This window comes from Plesiomonas sp. (assembly GCF_051650925.1).
GTDB lineage: Bacteria > Pseudomonadota > Gammaproteobacteria > Enterobacterales > CAMTGL01 > Plesiomonas.
In genome coordinates this window covers 1-20,934 of sequence record NZ_JBOFRH010000161.1, presented here as the reverse complement: position 1 = coordinate 20,934, position 20,934 = coordinate 1, and the positions used below count along the sequence as shown (strand labels likewise).

Genomic DNA, 20,934 nt, shown 5'->3' with positions numbered 1-20,934 from the left:
GTTTCACCCGCGGGTCCAAAACGCCAGCCCCCCTCAGCCAGATGGGGAATGGCCAGATCGCGTGAGCCTTGTGCCAGCCGAACATAGTTCTGCAAAAAAATCGACATCCCGATGGCAGAGATCAGGGCAATCAGCCGCTTTGAACTGCGAACCGGACGGTAAGCCACCCGTTCGATGCTCCAGCCATAGGCACTGGTGATCACAATCGCCACCAAAAATGCGCCACCAATGAGCAGTACGCTCGAATCGATACCCAGCATCATCAAAAGGCCGATGGCTAAAAATGCGACATAGCTGCCGATCATGTAGACCTCGCCGTGGGCGAAGTTGATCATGCCGATGATGCCGTACACCATGGTATAGCCGATGGCGATCAGCGCGTAGGTGCTGCCGATGGTCAGTCCGTTGAGCAACTGTTGCAGAAAGTAGAAAAAGTGCTCGGGCATACAAGATTCCTTCTCATCCCCAAAATGGTCACTGTCTTTTGATGTGCTCTGCGCTGTGCGCAGGTGGCCGGTGTGTGAGTCACCGGCTGATATCTATTTTTATGCTGAAATTGTCTTGTCTGATTCGGCCCAGCAATAGGGGAGAGCGGGCGGCAGGATATTTGCCGCCCGAGAACTTATTTCACACTCGAAGAGCCATCGGCGTGCCACTCAAACACCCCAAACTCAAACCCGTCCAGATCCCCTTTAGCATTCCAGTGCAGTGGGCCCATCACGGTATTGACCGGTGCGCTGCGCAGGGCTTTAGCAATGGCTTCAGGATCATCACTGCCCGCTCGCTTGATCCCCTCAACGATGGCTTGGGTCGCGGCGTAGCTGGTCCAGACAAACGGACCGGTGCTGTCGAGGTTTTTCGCTTTCAGTGCGTTAACTACCGGTAGGTTGGCCGGATCTTGGTCATATTTTTTCGGCAGCGTGACCAGTAAGCCTTCAGACGCAGCACCAGCAATAGACGAGATCTCTTTGTTACCAACGCCTTCTGGCCCCATAAAGGTGGCTTTTAAGCCTGCTGAGTGGGCTTGACGCAAGATCAGGCCCAATTCAGGGTGATAGCCGCCGTAGTAGACAAAATCGACCTGATCTTTTTTCAGTTTGGCGATCAGTGCTGAGAAATCTTTATCCCCCGAGGTGATGCCTTCAAAGGCGACTACGCTGATACCGGCAGCTTCGAGTGATTTTTTCACACTTGAGGCGATGCCCTCACCGTACTGCTGTTTGTCGTGTATGACCGCCACTCGCTGCGGTTTGACTTTGTTGATGATGTATTTGGCAGCCGTTGGGCCTTGATCGGAGTCTAAGCCGATGGTGCGCATCACCAAGCTATAGCCCTGCTCGGTAATGGTTGGGCTGGTGGAGGCCGGCGTGATCATCAAGACACCCTCATCCTGATACACATCAGAAGCGGGTTGGGTTGATGCTGAGCAGAGGTGGCCTATCACATATTTCACGCCGTCATTGACCACTTTGTTGGCCACGGCAACCGCTTGTTTCGGATCGCAGGCATCATCGTACTCAATGGCGACAAGCTTATCGCCGTTGATGCCACCGGCTTGGTTGATTTGCTCAATAGCAATGCGTGTGCCGGTAAATTGCATGTCACCGTACTGGGCCACTGACCCTGAGAGTGGGCCGGCTACCCCGATTTTTATCTCGGCTGCCTGTGCATGGCCAAGCAGTGCCAGTGCGCCGCCTAATGCGATTGCCAATCGGCTTTTTTTCCCTGTGAGCATCGCCATCATGATTATCCCTGTCTTGGTTGGCTAGAAGGTCATACGCATCTTAAAGTGCATTCGGTACGTTGGTCAGAGAGTCGGGCATGGTGCTTGCACACATAATTGCGAACTTGCTTGCATCAATTTCATGACACCCTGAACTAAACAACCTTTTAACATCACTCTATATCAGGAAACAAGTGAATTTATCCTCCATGAAACCGCTACTAATCCAGCATAAGATTTCAATATATCTGTACTGAATGCATTAATCTGGGTATTTACTCTGGATATGACATTTAAACGGCAGTTTAATTTCAGTAAACCGGCTAACCGTCAGGATATTTATCGGAAAGAAAAAAATGGGTAGGCGGTTTTTTCTGTTGCTAAATTAAGCAGTGTTATTTCTATTACATATCAAATTGCGGTAATGCAGACACATCGTTCAATTTTGTTGTAGCACGCGCGATAATCCACAATCTTTGACACACTGTTATCTGCCTCTGAGAAGCGGTAATTTATCGGCACGCAGTGGTCAATAACTGCGGTAAACTCGGTAAACCTGTGTTGCAACAAGCAACCGCAAAACAGATGATTTGAAAAGGGAAGGCATCGCATGAAACTGACCATTGAGCGGTTAACGGAACTGACGCCAGCCGATCAGGCTGATTTAGCCAAACTGTGGCCACACGCTCAGGTGCAGGAGTGGCAACAGGCGATACAGCCGGATAACGGGCTACTTATTGCGCGTTTTAATGATCGTATTCTGGCTGGGGTGAAATTGAGCGCGCAGCCTATCTGCGGTCAATCTATTGCGGGCGAGTTAAAGACTGCTGAGTTGCATGATTTGTGTGTTCGCCTAGCAACACGCCGGCGCGGGGTTGGCCGTTATCTGTTGCAGCAGTTACCGCCGTTAATGCCGGAATATCAGCGCTGGGTTATCGCGCTGCCGCAGGCTGATCAGGCGACCTTGTCTGACAAGGAACGCGAAGATCACGCCACACTGGTGCTGTTTTTGCAGCAATGTGGTTGGCAGCAGCAGGGTGTATATTTTTCTTTCAGCCCAACTTCCCAATAAACTGAATAAGACCAATAAAAACAATAAGCGTTAGTTAGATAAATAAGAGAATGGGAGAGAGCGTGAAACAGACATTAAGGCATGAAGCGATTGTAGAGCTAGTGCGTGAACAAGGTTACGTGAGTACCGAAGATCTGGTGGCGCACTTTTCGGTCAGCCCGCAGACGATTCGGCGTGATCTGAACGATCTGGCTGCTGACAATGTGATCCGCCGTCATCATGGCGGGGCCGCGTTACCCTCTAGCTCGGTCAATACCGCCTATCATGATCGCAAAGGTATGTGCTCATCAGAGAAGGCGCGCATTGCGCAGTCGGTAGCGGAACTGATCCCCGATGGCGCAACGCTATTTATTGATATCGGCACCACGCCGGAAGCGGTGGCGCATGCCCTGCTGTCGCACCGTGATTTGCGTATTGTGACCAACAACTTAAACGTGGCAACGCTGCTGACGACTAAAGAGGATTTCACCGTTATTTTAGCCGGTGGTGAGGTGCGTAACCGCGATGGCGGTATTGTCGGCGAAGCCACGCTCGATTTTATCTCTCAGTTTCGGCTCGATTTTGGCATTTTGGGAATTTCGGGCGTTGATCTTGATGGCTCAATGCTGGAGTTTGATTATCACGAAGTACGCACTAAAAATGCCATTATCGCCAACTCACGTTGTGTGATCCTAGTGACAGACCACTCCAAATTTGGCCGCAGTGCGATGGTGAATTTGGGGGGGATCGATAAAGTAGACTATCTGTTTACCGATCAGCTGCCGCCACCTCAGTTGGTGAAAGTGATTGAAGCGAGTGATGTTAATTTAGTGCTGTGTTGATTACGTTATCAGGTTAATCCACTCGATTGAGCCAGCATATTTAACGATCAGATCCGTATCTGTCATGATATTTAAAAAAAGTGCGCGAATTCGCGCATTTTTTTATGCCATGTTGTATTCCGCCAGTACAAGGTCGCCATCATCCCTGATGTGCCGTTCTGCTCTTGTGGTGTTGCCCGATCCTACACACGGTGATGCGCTGTGCTCTTCCTGTTGTTGTCTCAGAACGATTTTTTCCGCTGTATAAGGGGACATACCGAACAGTGTGTGGAGAGTGAGTGTTTCCGTGTAAAGCCCTATGGTTTATAGGGATGTTTTATTTTTGTTAAGAGATGGATAGCTGCCTTATTTTCGATTACACTCGTTTTTGATTGATAACGAACATTTTCGGGGCGAGCATGGATATCAAAGATCTGATTGTGGTAGGTGGTGGCATTAATGGCGCAGGTATTGCCGCAGATGCGGCAGGGCGTGGTTTATCGGTAACGTTGTTTGAGGCCGATGATTTGGCCAGTGCCACTTCCTCTGCCAGCTCAAAGCTGATTCATGGTGGCCTGCGTTATCTAGAACATTACGAATTTCGGCTGGTTGGTGAAGCGCTGGCCGAGCGTGAAGTGCTGCTGAAAATGGCGCCGCACATTGCTTTTCCAATGCGCTTTCGTCTGCCACATCGCCCGCATTTGCGCCCCGCATGGATGATCCGTGCTGGACTGTTTTTATACGATCATCTGGGAAAACGCACCACGTTACCGGCAAGTTGCGGGTTACGTTTTGGCGCAAGCTCAGTGCTGAAACCACAGATGGTGCGTGGGTTTGAGTACTCAGATTGCTGGGTTGATGATGCGCGTTTGGTGGTGTTGAATGCGGCACAGGTGGTGGAAAAGGGCGGCGCAGTACATACCCGTACCAAGGTGACTCAGGCAGTGCGCGAAAACGCGCTTTGGCGGGTCGAGACGGAACACAGTATCACCGGTGAACGCCAGACCCACTATGCTCGCGCACTGGTCAATGCGGCCGGCCCGTGGGTGAAAACCTTTTTTGATGAGAGCTTGCATGAGGCTTCGCCACGCGGTATTCGTCTGATTAAAGGCAGCCATATTGTCGTGCCGCGTGTACACAGCGAGCCGCAGGCATATATCCTGCAAAATGAAGATCAGCGGATTGTGTTTGTGATCCCGTGGATGCAGGATTTCTCGATTATCGGCACAACCGATGTTGAATATCATGGGTCACCGCGTGATGTCAGTATTGATGAAGATGAGATCAGCTATCTGCTGAAGGTCTACAATCTGCATTTTAAGCATCAACTGGTGCGCGATGATGTGGTCTGGACTTACTCTGGTGTCCGCCCGCTGTGCGATGATGAGTCAGACTCAGCGCAGGCGGTCACGCGTGATTACACGCTGGAGCTCTCTGATGATCAGGGCAGCGCACCACTGCTGTCGATCTTTGGCGGCAAGCTGACCACCTACCGCAAGCTCGGTCAGGCCGCGATGCACAAATTGCAGCCCTACTTTGCCGATATGGGCACTGATTGGACGGCGCAAAGTGTGTTGCCGGGCGGTGATTTGGGCATGGATCGTGATAGCTATGCGCAGCATTTGCAGCAGCAATATCCGTGGTTGCCTGAAACGATGGCCCGCCGTTATGCCTACACTTACGGCAGCCGTAGCCGTGTGATTTTAGCACAGGCTGACTCTCTGGCCGCGCTTGGACAGCATTTTGGTCATGACTGCTATCAGGCTGAAGTAGACTACCTGCAAGCCCACGAATGGGCCCTGACTGCCGAGGATATTCTGTGGCGGCGCACTAAGCTCGGCATGTATTTGACCAACAGCGAGCAAGCTGCACTGGTAACGTATCTGGCCGGTTCAAGCGTGTCAGTCGAACACTCACCGGTCATGACCGCTTGAACAAAATAAGGCACTCAAGTTTACCCTTTTGGCTTTTTGTAGGGTGAGGTATAGAGTGATGTAAAAGAGGCTCAGTCAGTGTCTGGCTGAGCCTAATTGCTGTGTATCACGCCATTTTCTGCGTTATTGTTCTCTATATGACCTTTCTCAGTACTGTTTTTTCCGCTCAGTTTTTCTGCTCGGCTTTCCTGTCACAATAGGCAATTACTGATACATATAAGTGGTAAACAGCACATCAAGTACCGGCTTTTGCCCCAACTCTTTTTGCAGCAGGGTATTTACGGCTTCAAGGCACTGTTTACGTATCGCCTCACGTTGCTGCTGTGAGCGAACCTGCTGCTCACTCTGCGCGCTTAAAATCCAGATCAGGGCATCTCTTATCTGTGGTTCATGCTGCGCAATTTGATCTTTTAATGGTGTATTGGCAACCATCAGGCTGACGCTCACCCGTAAAAAACCCAACTGGCGACCACTGGTTTGGTAATTTGTCACAATATCATCCCCCAGCAATAAATACTCGTAGGGGGATACAGCCGCTTCGGTTGAACTTGCACTGTCATCGCCATCTTGTGCAAAAGCAGCAGACAGTGGCAGTAAAATCAGCAGCAGGGTAGTGATACGGCGAAGAGAGTTGAGCATAGCGTGACCTGTCTGGGTAAATCTGTTAACGGAAATTGAGCCGTTAACTGATAGAATGAACAAAATTAACAGGGCAGTTCGGCGGCCTTGGTATACAGCAGGCAGCACAAAAACATGCTTGCTGATCATCAGATTATCGCCTCTTGCTGCCCGAAATACGGTAATTATACCTACGAAATCATCATGAGTTTGCTTGAAACTGACTTTTCTCTGTGGCGAGATATTCTGCCTTTAGATGCACAGTGGCAGCCTGCGAGTGCCTGTAAACTTACGGCAGTGCAGACCCAATGGCTGTGCAGTTTGGGCTCGATGACCGAGCGTCTGCGGGCATCTTGTCGCACGCTGCATGTCAAGGTCGGCCATGAAGGGTTTGTCAGTCGTAGCCAGTTAGCGGCCTGTGAATGGCTTTCTTTACCGTCATCAGCTTTATCGCCACCCTCTTTGTTGCAATCGGCTTTGCCACAAGGAAAAATACCGCACAATGCTGATGATGAAGCAACACTGTGGCTGCGTGATGTGCTGCTCTGTTGCGACGGTGTGCCGTGGATTTTTGCCCGCACGCTGATCCCTAAGCAGATGCTGCAACAGAAGTGGCAACATCTGCCGGATATCGGGGCTGAGCCTATCGGCCAGACACTGTTTGCTGATCCGAATTTGCAGCGGCAAGCACTGGAGATAGCAACCCTTCGGTTACCGCAGCCATTGGCTCAGACACTGGATCTGGCCGATGATCAGCCCTTACTGGCACGCCGCTCACGGCTGGTTACTGCCGCACAATCGCTGCTGGTCACTGAAGTTTTTTTACCTTTTGCGCCTGTATATTAATGGGGAGTTTGGCTCATGTTTAGGGAGAAGTTGAGCGCTTACTGGCGTCTGATGCGAATGGATCGCCCAATTGGGACGCTGTTGTTACTCTGGCCAACCTTGTGGGCACTCTGGTTGGCGGCCGACGGACAACCCACGCTGCCGATTTTGCTGGTTTTTGTGCTCGGGGTAATAGTGATGCGCGCGGCCGGATGTGTAATTAATGATTATGCTGATCGTAAGGTTGACGGGCATGTTAAACGCACGGCATCACGCCCGCTGCCCAGTGGTTTGATTAAACCTAAAGAGGCCCGCTGGCTGTTTGTCGGGCTAATTTTTGTTGCACTGCTGCTGGTGCTGACGCTTAACTCTCTGACGATTTTGTTGTCACTGGCGGCGCTGGTATTGGCCTTTATCTACCCGTTTATGAAGCGGTTTACTCATCTACCGCAAGTGGTATTGGGAGTGGCGTTTGGCTGGTCAATTCCGATGGCATTTGCTGCCCAGACCAGTCTGCTGCCACCGAGCTGCTGGTTGTTGCTACTGGCCAATATTTGTTGGACAGTGGCCTACGATACCCAGTACGCGATGGTTGACCGTGATGACGATCTGCTGATTGGTGTGAAATCGACCGCCATTCTATTTGGCCGTTTTGATACCCTGATCATTGGTCTGTTGCAGTTGGCCACCTTAGTATTACTGGTGTTAGTGGGTATGGTGAGTCAGCTTGGATTGCTCTATTACGGCGCAATTTTACTCAGCGCAGGGCTGTTTATCTACCAGCAGCAGCTACTGAAAGCGCGCGATCGTAGCGCCTATTTTCAGGCCTTTCTAAACAATAATTATGTGGGAATGGTACTGTTTGTCGGTATTGCGGCAAGCTATTTATTGCATTGATATACCGATTGTTATCCTCTCCTTTTGATAAAAAAATGCCCTGAGATCTATCAGGGCATTTTTGTCTGTGTATTGTTTGGCTTTCTGTCAGCACTCTTTGGTCAATACTGCTCTGCTCACACTATTCAACTAACGGTGTACTGTGGTGAGTCGGTAGCGCACTGTAGATCGTTAAACGAATTTCAGGTGATAACTGCGGGCTGAGTAGCGCTTTGAGTTGCACCACTTTTTCGGTGACCGCATTATCATTCTCATCAATACAGCCGACACTTTGCAGTGTGCTGACCAGTGAGGCAAACACCGCCTTATCAAAGAACTCCGGTGCGTTAATCCCGTGCAGTACCGACAAGCGCTGCGCAATAATCTGGCTCTCTTTTTCCAGCTCTGCGCGGCTAATCGGCGTGTCGGTATTGAGCAGTGTTAAGGTAATAGCATAGCGTTGCAGCGTTTCACGCACTCCAGCAGCCAGCAGTTGTAGCGGACGGATGCGGTCATTGTTCAGCAGCAGCTGCTCATCATGCTGCACAATTAACCCCTGACGAGCCAACTCAGCAACCAGTTGATCAACAACACCGGCCAACTCTTCAGGCGTATAGCGCATAAACAGCTCCGCCTGCATGAGCGGGTACAGACCGGCCACCGTGGTGTGCAGTTGCGCCAGACTGATGGTCTGCTGGCAGATCACCACACTGGCAATCAGTGAAGGTAGTGCCAGCATGTGCTGAATGTTGTTGCGGTAATAGGTCATCAGTACCGCCTGTTTGCGATCTAACAACATAATATCGCCCAGACTGTCTTTCTCAACCTGCAGCTTATCGAGCGTCATCACATGCTCAAGCATTGCCGTGGCGGAGTCTGTTGGCACAGTGCTATCAGCAGAATAGGGCACGTTTTGCAGCAGTTGCTGGTAACACTCTAGCTGCTCAAGCAGTTGATCGCGCGTCAGAGCCCGTTGGCGAGAGGCCAGCAGTGCCGTTGCGGTCAGGTTCAGCGCATTGGCTGCTGCCGCATTGTTGATGTGCACCATAATCTGCTGCGCAATACCGTTTACCGTAGGCGATAACCACTGCGGGCGCTGTGGTTCAATTGGATCTATCGCATCACGCCACTGGGGTACATGTTGGTTCAGGTAGGGGACCAGAGGAATTGGCTCACCGAAATTCACATAGCCCTGACCTAAATTGCGCAGCTTGCGCAGGGTGCGTAAAATTTGTCCGGCACTCTCTTTTTGCTTGGCCGCCCCGCGCAGCTCGTTGGCGTATGTGCCAACTTCCATCACATGCTCATAGCCGATATACACCGGCACAATTGAAATTGGGCGTTGTAACCCGCGCAGCATGGCCTGCAAGGTCATGCTCAATGTGCCGGTTTTGGGATCAAGCAGACGACCGGTGCGTGAGCGTCCACCTTCGATAAAATACTCAACCGAATAACCGCGGGTAAACAGCTCGGCCATGTATTCACGAAATACCGTTGAGTACAGCTTATTGCCTTTAAAGCTGCGACGAATAAAGAACGCGCCTCCGCGCCGGAAAATCGGGCCGGCCGGGAAAAAATTCAGGTTAATACCGGCTGCAATATGCGGCGGTACTAATCCCTGATGGTAGAGCACGTACGAAAGCAGCAGGTAGTCCATATGGCTGCGGTGGCAGGGCACATACACAATCTCATGGCCATCTTGTGCCAATTGGCGTACACGTTCGGCATGACCGACGTTGATCCCCTGATACAGCCGATTCCACAACCAGCCTAAAAAGCGATCACCAATCCGCACCAGCTCATATGAGAAATTGGCCGCAATCTCTTCCATCATACCAATGGCTTTCTGGCGCGCTTTTTCCGGTGAGACACCGGTTGCGGTGACTTCATCGGCTACCGCTTTTTCAATGGCTTTTGAGTGCAGCAACTGATTAAACAGTGCCTTGCGATCAGGCAGGCGTGGGCCTGCTGCCACCAGACGCTGACGCGAAAAGTGCATCCGCGCGACCCGTGCCAGTTTTTGCGCGATAATCTGGTCAGTACCGTGCTGATCGGCCATATACCGCAGTGATACACAGTTAGAGAAGCGTACAAAACTGTCGCGCCCCAGCCAAAGTACGGCCATCAACTTTTGAATGCCGTTGAGCAGGCGCAATTTTGGTAAGACCAATTGCCCTTCATGGCCAGGCGCTCGTCCCCACAACACGGTAACGGGCACCATCTGTACGTCTAGCGTCGCATCTTCGCGGTGCAGATCCAGATAGTCATGAAAAAGGGTGATAGACTCAGGCTTTGGCACGCGGTCTTTGAACACCGTTGGGCGTTCATCAATAAATACGTAGCTTGGCAACTGTCGGCCATGAATATTGAGCTTGGCCAGCGGGTCTGGCAAATGCTGTGCTAAACAGTAGCGGCGCAGTGTTAATAGGTCAGTCTCTGACTGATAGGGCAAGACGTACAGGATCGGGCGTGCCGGATCAATGTTCAGCTCGCGAATCGGATCTGCGGGGATCAGTTTGCTGCGAACCAGCAATGACAGCGGCAGATCTAAAAATTTGTGATAAATATGCTTCCAACCAGACATGGTGTGGGGCCTCAACATCCAACAAAACCGGGCAAGAATAGCAGAAATAACTGGTAAGATCAGATTCACCCGCACAGTCATAGTAACGTTTGGCCGTACAGCTTCATAGATTATGTAGACAACGAGGAAGTAACATGCAAAAAAACACCGGATTTACCCGCGTCTATAAAGCCGCAATCTACTCATGGCAAGGCTTTCAGCACGCATTCCGGCATGAAGCTGCATTTCGCCAAGAACTGGTTTTAACACTGGTGATGCTGCCATTGGCGTTCTATTTTGATGTGACTGCCGTCGAGCGGATATTAATGATTATGGTGATCGGGCTGGTGTTGATTACCGAGCTGCTTAACAGCGCCGTGGAAGCGGTGGTTGACCGTATTGGTAGTGAATATCATGAGTTAGCTGGCCGTGCAAAAGACATGGGATCGGCGGCGGTTTTTGTGGCGCTGGCACTTGTGCCACTGGTCTGGGGAATTATTCTCTGGCCATAGTGATTACGGGGTGTTCAATACCATAACTCCTGTATATACTGCCAGTATAGCTGTATAAAAAAACAGGATAAGACGATGAAGCCACTGACCGAAAGACAGCAACAGGTTTACAATCTGATCCGTGATCACATCGTGCAAACCGGAATGCCGCCAACCCGTGCTGAAATTGCCCGTGATCTCGGTTTTCGTTCACCGAATGCCGCAGAAGAGCATCTGAAGGCGTTGGCACGTAAGGGCGCGATCGAAATTGTTGCCGGTGCATCACGTGGTATTCGTCTGCTGGCGGAAGTTGAACCGGAAGAGGCCGCCAATGATGGCTTGCCACTGATTGGCCGCGTAGCCGCCGGAGAGCCTATTTTAGCGCAGCAGCATGTTGAAGGGCACTATCAGGTTGATCCAACCCTGTTTAAACCGAGTGCTGATTTCCTGTTGCGGGTTAATGGCATGTCGATGAAAAATATCGGTATTATTGACGGTGATCTGCTGGCAGTGCATAAAACCCAAGAGGTGCGCAACGGGCAGGTTGTGGTTGCGCGGGTTGATGATGATGTGACCGTCAAGCGCCTTGAGCGCCGTGGTAATCAGGTCTTCCTGCATGCGGAAAATGAAGAGTTTTCGCCGATAGTGATTGATCTGCGCAGCCAGTCACTCACCATTGAAGGGCTGGCCGTCGGGGTTATTCGTAACAATAACTGGATGTAATGAGCCCGCGTCATCAGCACCTGTTGCCTTTAAAACCCGCCATGTGATGCCATGAGCGGGTTTTTTATTGCCGCCATAAAACCTCGCGGTATGGCTGTGATGAAAATACTTAACACATCAAGATAATTAAACGATGAAAGGAGATCTCCCCCGATGATGCCGCAAACTCTGCTCCAACGCTGTTGGTCACCGACTGACCGCCGTTTGTGGCAACTGGCGCTGCCGATGATCTTTTCCAACATTACCATTCCGCTGCTGGGGTTAGTGGATACTGCGGTAATCGGCCACCTCGATAGTGCTGTGTATCTGTCGGCCGTGGCTGTTGGTGGTATGGTGCTGGCGTTTTTAACCATGATGTTCAATTTTTTGCGCATGAGTACCACCGGTATCACCGCGCAGGCTAAGGGAGCACAGGATAAAAATAGCCCAACTCAGCGTGTGCAAACTGATCTTATACATACTGATCTTATACAAATTGAGCCGGTACAAAACAGCAATGCCGCACTGCTGCAAGCGCTCGGGCAACCCTTGTTGCTCAGTGGATTACTGAGTCTGCTGCTGTTGCTGTTACAACAACCCCTGATCCAGTTGGGGCTGTCGATCAGCGGGGTTTCCGGTGTGCTACGTGAGTATGCTGAACTCTATTTGCAGATCCGCTTTTGGGCGATTCCTGCCACCTTAGCAAATTTAGTGCTGCTTGGCTGGTTGCTGGGTATGCAGAAAATGAAAGCACCGGTCTTATTATTGGTGTGCGGTAATATCACCAATATTGTGTTGGATGTGGTACTGGTGCTGTATGCCGACTGGCAGGTGCGCGGTGTTGCTGTTGCCAGTGTCTGTGCCGAATATGTGACCTTACTGATGGGGCTATGGCTGGTGTGGCGTACTGTGCGGGCTGCACAAGTCACATCGAATCGGGGTGAGAAACCGCAGAGAATGATCCGGTCATTACTGGGTGATCGCGCTACATGGCGGAAAAACAGTGGGCGGTTATTGTCATTAAATCGGGATATTTTTCTGCGTTCACTGGTTTTACAGCTCTGTTTTGCCTCGTTTACCGTACTCGGTGCCCGTGTTGGCGGTGATACTGTTGCCACCAATGCACTGTTGCTGAATTTTCTGACCTTTACCGCCTTTGCGCTTGATGGGTTTGCCTATGCGATTGAAGCACTGACTGGCCACGCTATTGGTGCGCGCGATCAGCGAACCTTGCGTACAGTATGGCGGGCGGCCTGCCGACAATCACTGCTCTTGGCAGCACTGTTTTCACTGACCTATGCGCTGTGGGGTCAGCAGATTATCGCACAGTTAACGCATTTACCCGCGCTGCAGTCGCAGGCCAATATTTATTTACCATGGCTGGTGGTATTGCCGTTGATTGGTGTGTGGTGCTATCTGCTCGATGGTCTGTTTATTGGGGCGACACGTGGCCGTGAGATGCGTAATAGCATGCTGTTGGCGGGGTGCGGCTATGCGCTGACTGTAGCGGTAGGTTTCATGCTGGGTCATGGGCAAAATCATGCCTTATGGTTGGCACTGATGGTATTTTTGGCACTGCGCGGGGTGTCACTCGAGTATTACCGCCGCACCCGTTTAATGTGCGAGGTGTAATCTGCAAGGCTATTTATGTGGGTAGGTCTGAGCGGAGGTTACAGAGGGACGGATACCACGTTTTACAGATAAGCTCTCGTTTACGGATACGGATAAAACGTTAGCCACTAAAGTGTTAGCTACTAAAGCGCTAGTTACTAAAACAGATCGGCGCGCTATTGCGCGCCGATGATCACAACGGTGGTAGTGAGCTTATTACTGCACTGCTATCTACCGCTGTGGCTACTGGATATTTATATTAAGCACTGACTATTACATGCTTAGTAAAACGAGTGATCGCCGCGCTGATGCTCGGTAATATCCTTCACCCCTTTTAACTCAGGAAATTGTGCCAGCAGCTCTTTCTCGATGCCCTCTTTTAAGGTGACATCAATCATCGAACAGCCGTTACAACCGCCCCCAAATTGCACGATAGCATAGCCTTCATCAGTGATCTCCATCAGAGATACTCGGCCACCGTGTGCTGCTAACTGTGGGTTAACCTGTGATTGCAGCGCATACTCTACGCGTTCAGCCAGCGGTGCATCATCGGCCACTTTCCGCATTTTGGCGTTGGGCGCTTTGAGGGTGAGCTGTGAGCCGAGTGCGTCGGTGGTAAAATCAATGTCCGCATCTTCCAGATAAGGCACGCTCATGATATCGACATAAGCAGAAAAATTGGCAAATTTCAGCTCGGTATCCTTGTCTTCTACCGCATCGGCAGGGCAGTAGGAAACACCGCACTCGGCATTTGGCGTACCGGGATTAACAACAAAAACGCGGATGTTAGTGCCTTCGGCCTGTTGTGCCAAAAGCTTACTGAAGTGGGCTTGTGCAGCATCAGAAATGCGGATCATGGCTCGTCTCAATAGTTGACTGATTTACTTGGTTAAACATCATACACCCTTTCATCAGGCCTGAGTAGTACAGGGTTCACGCATTTACGTTGATTGCGTTACTGGGTACGACACAAGCACCAGATCTGAATGTGGCTTGCCCCTTGCTCGCGCAGCGCATGGCTTATCACGCTGACCGTGGATCCGGTCGTCACCACATCATCAAGCAGCGCAACCCGTAAACCGTGCAGTGGTTTCGTCACTGCATAGGTATTGAGCTGGTTGAGCCGCCTTTCGCTGGCGCGCAGCGTATGTTGGGCACGTTTACTCTTATAACGGATCAGCGCGTCAGAATCGAGCGGGATCTGCAGCCAGTGTGACAAGGCTCGGGCAAGATATTCACTCTGGTTAAATCCGCGCCACCACTGGCGCTGGCGTTGTAGCGGCACCGGTAAAATCAGATCCGGCCATGGTGCGGGGTTTTCACGTCGTGCCGTGAGCAGCGTCAGTAACAACTGGCGAGCCAGCGCCTCGGCCAGCCAAAACTGCTGTCGGTATTTCAACTTTGCCAGCAAATAGGTAAAGGGTTCACTGTAGTCGGCAATTGCCGTCAGGCTGTCCCAAGGTGGGGCCGAAACCTGGCAGAACATACAGCGGCTGTTTGGACATGATCGGCCAATTCCACACTGGCGGCAAGGAGAGGTGATCAACGGGAAGTGGCTTCTACAGACGCTGCAAATACCGTGCTGGCGGTGATACAGTGGTTGCAGGCAGACCAAACACGGGCTGCGCGTATCTGCATGCAGCAGGCGCGGCAGCGTAAATGGGCGCGGTAACGGCCACCATGGCATTGGGTTATCCCTTATCAGTATGGTTTTTGCTTTAGGCTTGAGGTGGTGACCGTGCAAGGGGTTAACCGGTTGTTTAACCAAAGATCGCAAAAAAAGATCACAACAAAAGAGTATAGGGGATGAGCAAACTGTATTGGCAACAACAGGGGCAGGGCGAGCGCGATATTGTGCTGCTGCACGGTTGGGGGCTGAATGCCGAAGTATGGCAACCGTTGGTGGCGGAACTCAGTTCGCATTATCGGGTGCACACGGTAGATTTACCCGGTTACGGGCGCAGCAGCGATTACGGTGCACTGTCACTGTCTGAAATGGCACACATTCTGTTACAGCAAGCACCGGCGAATGCGGTTTGGGTCGGCTGGTCACTCGGTGGGCTGGTGGCGACTGAAGCGGCATTACAGGCGCAATTAGCCACTAAAATGACGGCGGAAACGGCATTATCTGGCCACGGTGTGACAATAGCTGGATTGATTACGTTGGCCTCATCACCCTGTTTTGTGATGCAAGAGAACTGGCCGGGAATCAAACCGGAGGTCTTGGCGCAATTTCGCCTGCAATTGCAGCACGATTTTAGCCGCACCGTAGAGCGTTTTTTGGCATTGCAAACGCTGGGCACTGCGACTGCGCGGCAAGATACCCGCTATCTGAAACAGGCGGTACTGTCAGTTCCCGCTCCTGCTGCCGAAGTTCTGGCTAAAGGTCTGGATCTGTTGGCCGACACAGATCTGAGGGCGCGTGTATCGGCACTCACGTTACCGGCGCTGCGTATTTATGGCCGGTTAGACGGGCTGGTTCCGCATCAGGTGATTGCACAGGTCAATGCCTGCTGGCCAGACTCACACGTTGAGATTATTGCTCAAGGTGCTCATGCCCCTTTTATTGCTGAACCGGCGCGTTGTGCCCAGATAATTGACATATTTTGTCACCGTTCTCTGCGCGCATAAACGCACTGCTGTGAGTGTTGTTCTGCCATGTTGCGGGCGGCTTCTTGTGTTCATGCTGTGATCTGTTATTTGCTCAGGGAAATAGACCAACATGATGAATGTCAGCCCCACCAATCAGGCGGTATCTGTGCTGCCGACCTCGGTGAATCCGCCAACCGAGCAGGTGCGGCATGATAATCAGGTGCGTGAGCGGATTGTGCAACCGGAGGCGGTTATCGCCTCGCCGGGCAAGCGTGCGGTCGATGCGCACTCGCAAGACTCACAGTGGCAAGTCAGTGATGATGAGGATGAAAAAGAGCAGGAGAGCGCAGAGCCACACACGCCAGACCCCGATTTGCTGCCCACGTCGGCCGATGCGCTGATTGAAGGTGAGTGGGTCTGTAAAGAGGATTGTCCGCACTATTATCCCCCGTTTCCGAATGCATTAACGGCGGTCAATAAGCGCATGGCACTGCACGGAAAAGTGATTGCCTGCCGTTACTGGTACTCAGTGCGCCCGCACCCGAAAGCTGATTTTCGCACGAAAACATGATGGAAAAAGCGGGGGTGTATGGCGTGTTCTGATGACAGTCTGTATCACGCAGAAAAACAGTCTGCCGTATTATTGCACGGCAGACTGCGTCTTATGAGGCGGATTTAACCTGAGTATCGGTTTCACGGCTAATGGGCAAAGAGATCCGCATAGCCAGCCCGCCGAGAGTGGTGCTGCGGCTAAGGTTGATTTTACCGTGATGCGCATCAATGATGCGTTTCAAAATAGCTAACCCTAACCCTGAACCTTCGCTGCTACCACGTGCCTCATCACCCCGAACAAATGGCTGAAACAGATTTTCAATCTGATCTTCGGGAATACCGGGGCCATTGTCATCAACTTGTGCCCAGACATAACCGTTATCATCAATACCGCTGCTGACACTGATCATGCCGTTTCCGTAGCGGATAGCATTGGTAATGATGTTGGCAATTGCCCGTTTGATCGATAATGGATGGATGTTGCACAGTAAAACATCGTGGTGTAAATCAACGTTAATCATATGATCTTCGTTGCTTTCTGCGGTTGCTACTTCGCTTACCAGCATATTCAGATCATACTGCTCGGTCGGCATATCACCGTTTTGTGCGCGCAGAAAATCGATAAACTGGCCGATAATATCGTTGGATTCATCAATATCTTTATTGATGGATTCTGCCAGATAACCGTCTTCTTGCGACATCATTTCGGTTGCCAGCCTAATTCGCGTCAGCGGAGTGCGCAAATCATGGCTGATACCGGCCAGAATCAGGTTTCTATCCTGTGCCAGAGCTTTAATGCCTTTGCTCATCACGTTAAAAGAGTGAATTACCGAACGAACTTCTGATGCACCTTGTTCCGGTAGCTGATCAGGGTACTCACCACGACCCACCCGTAATGCCGCTTTTTCCAGCTCCATTAACGGGCGGTTTTGCAGGCGGATAAACACCCATGCACCGGCCAGTATCAGCATGAAAATCGCGAAAATATAGCGGAACAGCGGGGCAAATGCCTCTTGGCGCAGTTCGATTAAGGGAATGCGCGACCAGAGGTCACTGTCTTTATCCGTTGGGTCATGCAGCCAGAGTACAAAAAACTCAGAGCCAGTTTCTAACCGGACATCCACATAAGTGCCAAATAGTCGGGTAAACTCTTGATCTAAAAACGGATAATGTTCAGCCTGCGCCAGACCCAGCAGTAGCGCCTCTTGCGTGCTGTAGAGGCGAATATCCAGATCAGAAGCCAGCTCATTGCGCAGAATTTGCCGCACACTGGGCGAGGCTTGTTTGTCTATTTTGGCCGCTAGCTTAATTTCATACGCAATCATGCGATTAAATTGCGATACGGTAGGCCGGATCGCAAAGTTCATTACCGCCATATAGGTGGTGAGCATGCAAATGAGCAGCAGCACCACCATCATGAGCAGGGTACGAGCAAACGTACTGCGCGGAAGCCAGCTGGTCATTATGCTTTATGGTCATCCGGAACAAATACGTAACCTAAGCCCCACACGGTTTGAATATAACGTGGGCGTGCTGGATCTTCTTCTAGCATGCGGCGCAGGCGGGAGATCTGTACGTCAATCGCACGCTCCATGGCACTGTACTCGCGGCCACGTGCCAGATTCATCAACTTATCACGGGATAATGGCTCACGCGGGTGGGTGATCAGTGCTTTTAGTACAGCAAACTCACCGCTGGTTAGCAGCATGGCTTCATCACCACGGAACATTTCGCGGGTGCCCAGATTCAGGCGGAACGGGCCAAATTCAATAACAGCTTCTTCTTGTGATGGTGCGCCCGGCAGTTCGGTAATATGGCGGCGTAAAATTGCGCGCAGACGAGCCAGCAGTTCACGCGGGTTGAACGGTTTTGGCAGATAGTCATCAGCACCCACTTCCAGACCCACGATACGATCAATTTCATCGCCTTTGGCTGTCAGCATAATGATAGGCATATTGTTATCTTGGCTGCGCAGACGGCGGCAAATTGACAGGCCATCTTCGCCCGGCAACATTAGATCTAGCACCATTAAATGGAAACTTTCACGTACCAGCAGGCGGTCCATCTGCTCGGCGTTGGCAACGCTGCGAACCACAAAGCCTTGTTCTGTCAGATAGCGCTCTAGCAGTGCGCGCAGGCGCATATCATCGTCGACCACGAGGATTTTGTGATTCTCTTGCATGTTCATTACTCCAAAAAAAAGCGAAACCATTACACCGAAAATAGGGTGATGCCGTGAGCTATCACCCGTAATTGAGTCTATTGTATGCAACATTCGCAGGCTACTGCACAGGAAATTGTTACAAAGTTAATCTATAAACCGAACCGAGGGATAAGCATGGTAACAAGGCGTAAACCACATGATTGAGATGACGTATTGTTATAGTAATGTGAATGGTTGTCATGCGGTTTGCAGTGATCACTGTTGCTGTGCAACGGTATTAATATTGCACAAATTGTGTTGGATATCCTGCACAGTATTAGATTTTTGTCCGTAACATCACGCTATTTATGCTGGGTGCGTTAATCATATCGGCTTATCTGCACCAAGCGGCTGATAACGGATACCGAGCACCAGATAGCAGACGCAGCCGGAAGGGGTTTCAACCACAATTTCATCGTCAACCACTTTACCTATCAGGGCGCGGGCGACCGGTGAGTTAATCGAGATCCAGTTTTTGGCCGGATCAAACTCATCAGCTCCGACAATGCGGTAGCAGCTCTCAACGCCTTGCTCGTTTTCCAGTGTGACCCACGCACCGAAGAACACCTTGCCCTCTTGCTGTGGGCTCGGATCAATGATTTTGAGAATATCCAAACGCTTGCTTAAAAAGCGTACTCGCCGGTCTATCTCGCGTAAGCGCTTTTTACCGTAGATGTACTCGGCATTCTCCGAACGGTCGCCCATTGCTGCCGCTTCAGAAACCGCTTGGGTGACCTGCGGACGTTCTATTTTCCATAAATATTTCAGCTCTTTATCTAGAGCCAGCCAGCCCTCACGGGTGATGTAGTGTGCTTTTGTTGTGCTCATTTTATCCTTGGTTTACTCAATGCGCTTCACGTTCACAGATATCCTTCTGCCTGATGGCTGGTATTTTGCCACGCAGAAACGTATAAAAGTCGGCTATCACTCAAAATTCTCTGATGAACCCCGATTGAGCCTATGAATAATCATTTTAGCCGTGTTATTGCCAGTGAAATTGCCGCCCGCGCCGATCAGGTCAGCGCCGCCATTAACTTGCTCGATGAGGGCAATACCGTACCCTTTATTGCCCGTTATCGTAAAGAAGCGACCGGTGGTCTGGATGATACCCAGTTGCGGAATCTGGAAACGCGCTTAATTTACCTGCGTGAATTAGAAGACCGCCGTCAGACGATTTTGAAATCTATCACTGAGCAGGGCAAGTTAACTGAGGCGCTGCAACAGGCATTACTCAGTACCGACAATAAAACAGAACTTGAAGATCTCTATTTACCGTATCGGCCAAAACGCCGCACGCGCGGCCAAATTGCCATTGAAGCAGGGTTAGCACCATTAGCGGATAGCCTGTGGGGTAACCCACAGCAAGATCCAGATGCGCTGGCAGCAACCTTTATCAATGCCGAGCAGGGCGTTGCCGACAGCAAAGCGGCATTAGACGGTGCACGCTATATTTTAATGGAGCGTTTTGCCGAAGATGCGCCGTTATTGCAGAAAATCCGTACCTATTTGTGGAAATATGCCCAATTAGTGTCAACGGTCGTCGCCGGTAAAGAGGAAGAGGGGGCGAAGTTCCGTGATTACTTTGCTCACCATGAGCCGGTTGCGAAAGTACCCTCGCACCGTGCACTGGCGATGTTCCGTGGCCGCAATGAGGGGGTGTTAAACCTTTCGCTTAATGCTGATCCTGAGCAAGAGGAGAGCATTCGCAGCAGCTATTGTGAAACCCTGATTGCCGAGCATTATCAGGTGATACTGAACAACGCGCCGGCAGATAGCTGGCGTAAAACGGTCATCAGTTGGGCGTGGCGCATCAAAATTTTGTTGCACATGGAAACCGAGCTGATGGGTACGGTACGTGAACAGGCCGAAGCCGAAGCGATTAACGTATTTGCCCGTAATATGAGTGACTTGTTGATGGCAGCACCAGCAGGTGCAAAAGCGACTATGGGGCTGGATCCCGGTTTGCGTACCGGTGTGAAAGTCGCCGTGGTGGATGCTACCGGAAAACTGGTTGATACCGCGACGGTCTACCCGCATACCGGACAGATGGATAAAGCGCTGCATACTGTTGCGCAATTGTGCCAAAAACACCATGTTGCGCTGATTGCGATTGGTAACGGTACAGCATCGCGGGAAACTGATCGTTTTACTGCCGAGATGTTCCGTCTGTATCCCGATATTCAGGCACAAAAGGTGACCGTCAGTGAAGCAGGGGCTTCGGTGTACTCGGCCTCTGAGCTGGCCGCACTGGAGTTCCCTGATCTTGATGTCTCGCTGCGTGGTGCAGTCTCGATAGCTCGCCGTCTGCAAGATCCGCTGGCTGAACTGGTCAAGATTGAGCCAAAATCGATTGGAGTCGGTCAGTACCAGCA

20 protein-coding genes are annotated in these 20,934 nt (G+C 51.1%); 11 read left to right on the top strand and 9 right to left on the bottom strand.

Annotation, left to right across the window (positions count from 1 at the left end; genetic code table 11):
* Both ACRC27_RS03795 and ACRC27_RS03790 read right to left on the bottom strand, forming a co-directional pair.
* Window positions 1-446, bottom strand: a 446-nt coding sequence (locus ACRC27_RS03795; RefSeq protein ID WP_438639224.1) for an ABC transporter permease subunit, incomplete at its 3' end; no start/stop codon positions are given.
* 176 nt (window positions 447-622) lie between these two features.
* Window positions 623-1,735 (bottom strand): branched-chain amino acid ABC transporter substrate-binding protein, encoded by a 1,113-nt coding sequence (locus ACRC27_RS03790; RefSeq protein WP_438623867.1) that lies wholly within the window; start codon window positions 1,733-1,735, stop codon window positions 623-625.
* Between the two features lie 598 nt (window positions 1,736-2,333).
* On the opposite strand from ACRC27_RS03790, the gene panM reads away from it, so the two are divergent.
* From panM to glpD, 3 genes are all read left to right on the top strand, one after another.
* Window positions 2,334-2,795: an aspartate 1-decarboxylase autocleavage activator PanM gene (gene panM, locus ACRC27_RS03785; protein WP_438639223.1), complete on the top strand. Its 462-nt coding sequence runs from the start codon at window positions 2,334-2,336 to the stop codon at window positions 2,793-2,795.
* Window positions 2,796-2,857: 62 nt separating this feature from the next.
* The gene (locus ACRC27_RS03780; protein ID WP_438623819.1) at window positions 2,858-3,616 is read left to right on the top strand and encodes a DeoR/GlpR family transcriptional regulator; all 759 of its coding nucleotides are present in this window, start codon (window positions 2,858-2,860) and stop codon (window positions 3,614-3,616) included.
* A gap of 398 nt (window positions 3,617-4,014) precedes the next feature.
* The gene (glpD, locus tag ACRC27_RS03775; RefSeq protein ID WP_438639222.1) at window positions 4,015-5,529 is read left to right on the top strand and encodes a glycerol-3-phosphate dehydrogenase; all 1,515 of its coding nucleotides are present in this window, start codon (window positions 4,015-4,017) and stop codon (window positions 5,527-5,529) included.
* Between the two features lie 204 nt (window positions 5,530-5,733).
* Here glpD and ACRC27_RS03770 read toward each other — a convergent pair whose 3' ends face one another.
* On the bottom strand, window positions 5,734-6,297 hold the full coding sequence (locus ACRC27_RS03770) for a flagellar basal body-associated FliL family protein (RefSeq protein ID WP_438623817.1): 564 nt from the start codon (window positions 6,295-6,297) through the stop codon (window positions 5,734-5,736).
* On the opposite strand from ACRC27_RS03770, the gene ACRC27_RS03765 reads away from it, so the two are divergent.
* The gene (locus tag ACRC27_RS03765; protein ID WP_438639221.1) at window positions 6,283-6,993 is read left to right on the top strand and encodes a chorismate--pyruvate lyase family protein; all 711 of its coding nucleotides are present in this window, start codon (window positions 6,283-6,285) and stop codon (window positions 6,991-6,993) included. The genes ACRC27_RS03770 and ACRC27_RS03765 overlap by 15 nt on opposite strands.
* 15 nt (window positions 6,994-7,008) lie before the next feature.
* Window positions 7,009-7,869 (top strand): 4-hydroxybenzoate octaprenyltransferase, encoded by an 861-nt coding sequence (gene ubiA, locus ACRC27_RS03760; protein ID WP_438623815.1) that lies wholly within the window; start codon window positions 7,009-7,011, stop codon window positions 7,867-7,869.
* A gap of 121 nt (window positions 7,870-7,990) precedes the next feature.
* On the opposite strand, the gene plsB is transcribed toward ubiA, so the two are convergent.
* Window positions 7,991-10,432 (bottom strand): glycerol-3-phosphate 1-O-acyltransferase PlsB, encoded by a 2,442-nt coding sequence (gene plsB / locus ACRC27_RS03755; protein ID WP_438623814.1) that lies wholly within the window; start codon window positions 10,430-10,432, stop codon window positions 7,991-7,993.
* Window positions 10,433-10,566: 134 nt separating this feature from the next.
* On the opposite strand from plsB, the gene ACRC27_RS03750 reads away from it, so the two are divergent.
* From ACRC27_RS03750 to dinF, 3 genes are all read left to right on the top strand, one after another.
* Window positions 10,567-10,923, top strand: a complete 357-nt coding sequence (locus tag ACRC27_RS03750; protein WP_438623813.1) for a diacylglycerol kinase — start codon at window positions 10,567-10,569, stop codon at window positions 10,921-10,923.
* A 75-nt stretch (window positions 10,924-10,998) separates the two neighbouring features.
* Window positions 10,999-11,625: a transcriptional repressor LexA gene (gene lexA, locus ACRC27_RS03745; RefSeq protein ID WP_438623812.1), complete on the top strand. Its 627-nt coding sequence runs from the start codon at window positions 10,999-11,001 to the stop codon at window positions 11,623-11,625.
* 153 nt (window positions 11,626-11,778) lie between these two features.
* The gene (gene dinF / locus ACRC27_RS03740) at window positions 11,779-13,236 is read left to right on the top strand and encodes an MATE family efflux transporter DinF (protein ID WP_438639220.1); all 1,458 of its coding nucleotides are present in this window, start codon (window positions 11,779-11,781) and stop codon (window positions 13,234-13,236) included.
* A gap of 260 nt (window positions 13,237-13,496) precedes the next feature.
* Here the strand turns inward: dinF and nfuA are convergent, their stop codons facing one another.
* Together nfuA and ACRC27_RS03730 are read right to left on the bottom strand one after the other, a co-directional pair.
* Window positions 13,497-14,072, bottom strand: a complete 576-nt coding sequence (gene nfuA / locus ACRC27_RS03735; protein WP_438623810.1) for a Fe-S biogenesis protein NfuA — start codon at window positions 14,070-14,072, stop codon at window positions 13,497-13,499.
* Between the two features lie 98 nt (window positions 14,073-14,170).
* Window positions 14,171-14,902, bottom strand: a complete 732-nt coding sequence (locus ACRC27_RS03730; RefSeq protein WP_438639219.1) for a DNA utilization protein GntX — start codon at window positions 14,900-14,902, stop codon at window positions 14,171-14,173.
* Window positions 14,903-15,021: 119 nt separating this feature from the next.
* Here ACRC27_RS03730 and bioH point away from each other — a divergent pair, with 119 nt between their 5' ends.
* Together bioH and ACRC27_RS03720 are read left to right on the top strand one after the other, a co-directional pair.
* On the top strand, window positions 15,022-15,846 hold the full coding sequence (bioH, locus tag ACRC27_RS03725) for a pimeloyl-ACP methyl ester esterase BioH (protein ID WP_438631838.1): 825 nt from the start codon (window positions 15,022-15,024) through the stop codon (window positions 15,844-15,846).
* A 91-nt stretch (window positions 15,847-15,937) separates the two neighbouring features.
* On the top strand, window positions 15,938-16,378 hold the full coding sequence (locus tag ACRC27_RS03720; RefSeq protein ID WP_438639218.1) for a hypothetical protein: 441 nt from the start codon (window positions 15,938-15,940) through the stop codon (window positions 16,376-16,378).
* Window positions 16,379-16,469: 91 nt separating this feature from the next.
* Here the strand turns inward: ACRC27_RS03720 and envZ are convergent, their stop codons facing one another.
* The 3 genes from envZ to greB form a co-directional block, all read right to left on the bottom strand.
* Window positions 16,470-17,822, bottom strand: a complete 1,353-nt coding sequence (envZ, locus tag ACRC27_RS03715) for a two-component system sensor histidine kinase EnvZ (RefSeq protein ID WP_438623806.1) — start codon at window positions 17,820-17,822, stop codon at window positions 16,470-16,472.
* Window positions 17,822-18,541, bottom strand: a complete 720-nt coding sequence (ompR, locus tag ACRC27_RS03710) for an osmolarity response regulator transcription factor OmpR (RefSeq protein WP_438623805.1) — start codon at window positions 18,539-18,541, stop codon at window positions 17,822-17,824. Before ompR ends, envZ begins: the two co-directional genes overlap by 1 nt.
* 345 nt (window positions 18,542-18,886) lie before the next feature.
* Window positions 18,887-19,390, bottom strand: coding sequence for a transcription elongation factor GreB (gene greB / locus ACRC27_RS03705; RefSeq protein WP_438639217.1), 504 nt, complete (start codon window positions 19,388-19,390; stop codon window positions 18,887-18,889).
* Window positions 19,391-19,522: 132 nt separating this feature from the next.
* Here greB and ACRC27_RS03700 point away from each other — a divergent pair.
* On the top strand, window positions 19,523-20,934 hold a 1,412-nt coding region (locus ACRC27_RS03700; protein ID WP_438639216.1), incomplete at its 3' end, for a Tex-like N-terminal domain-containing protein.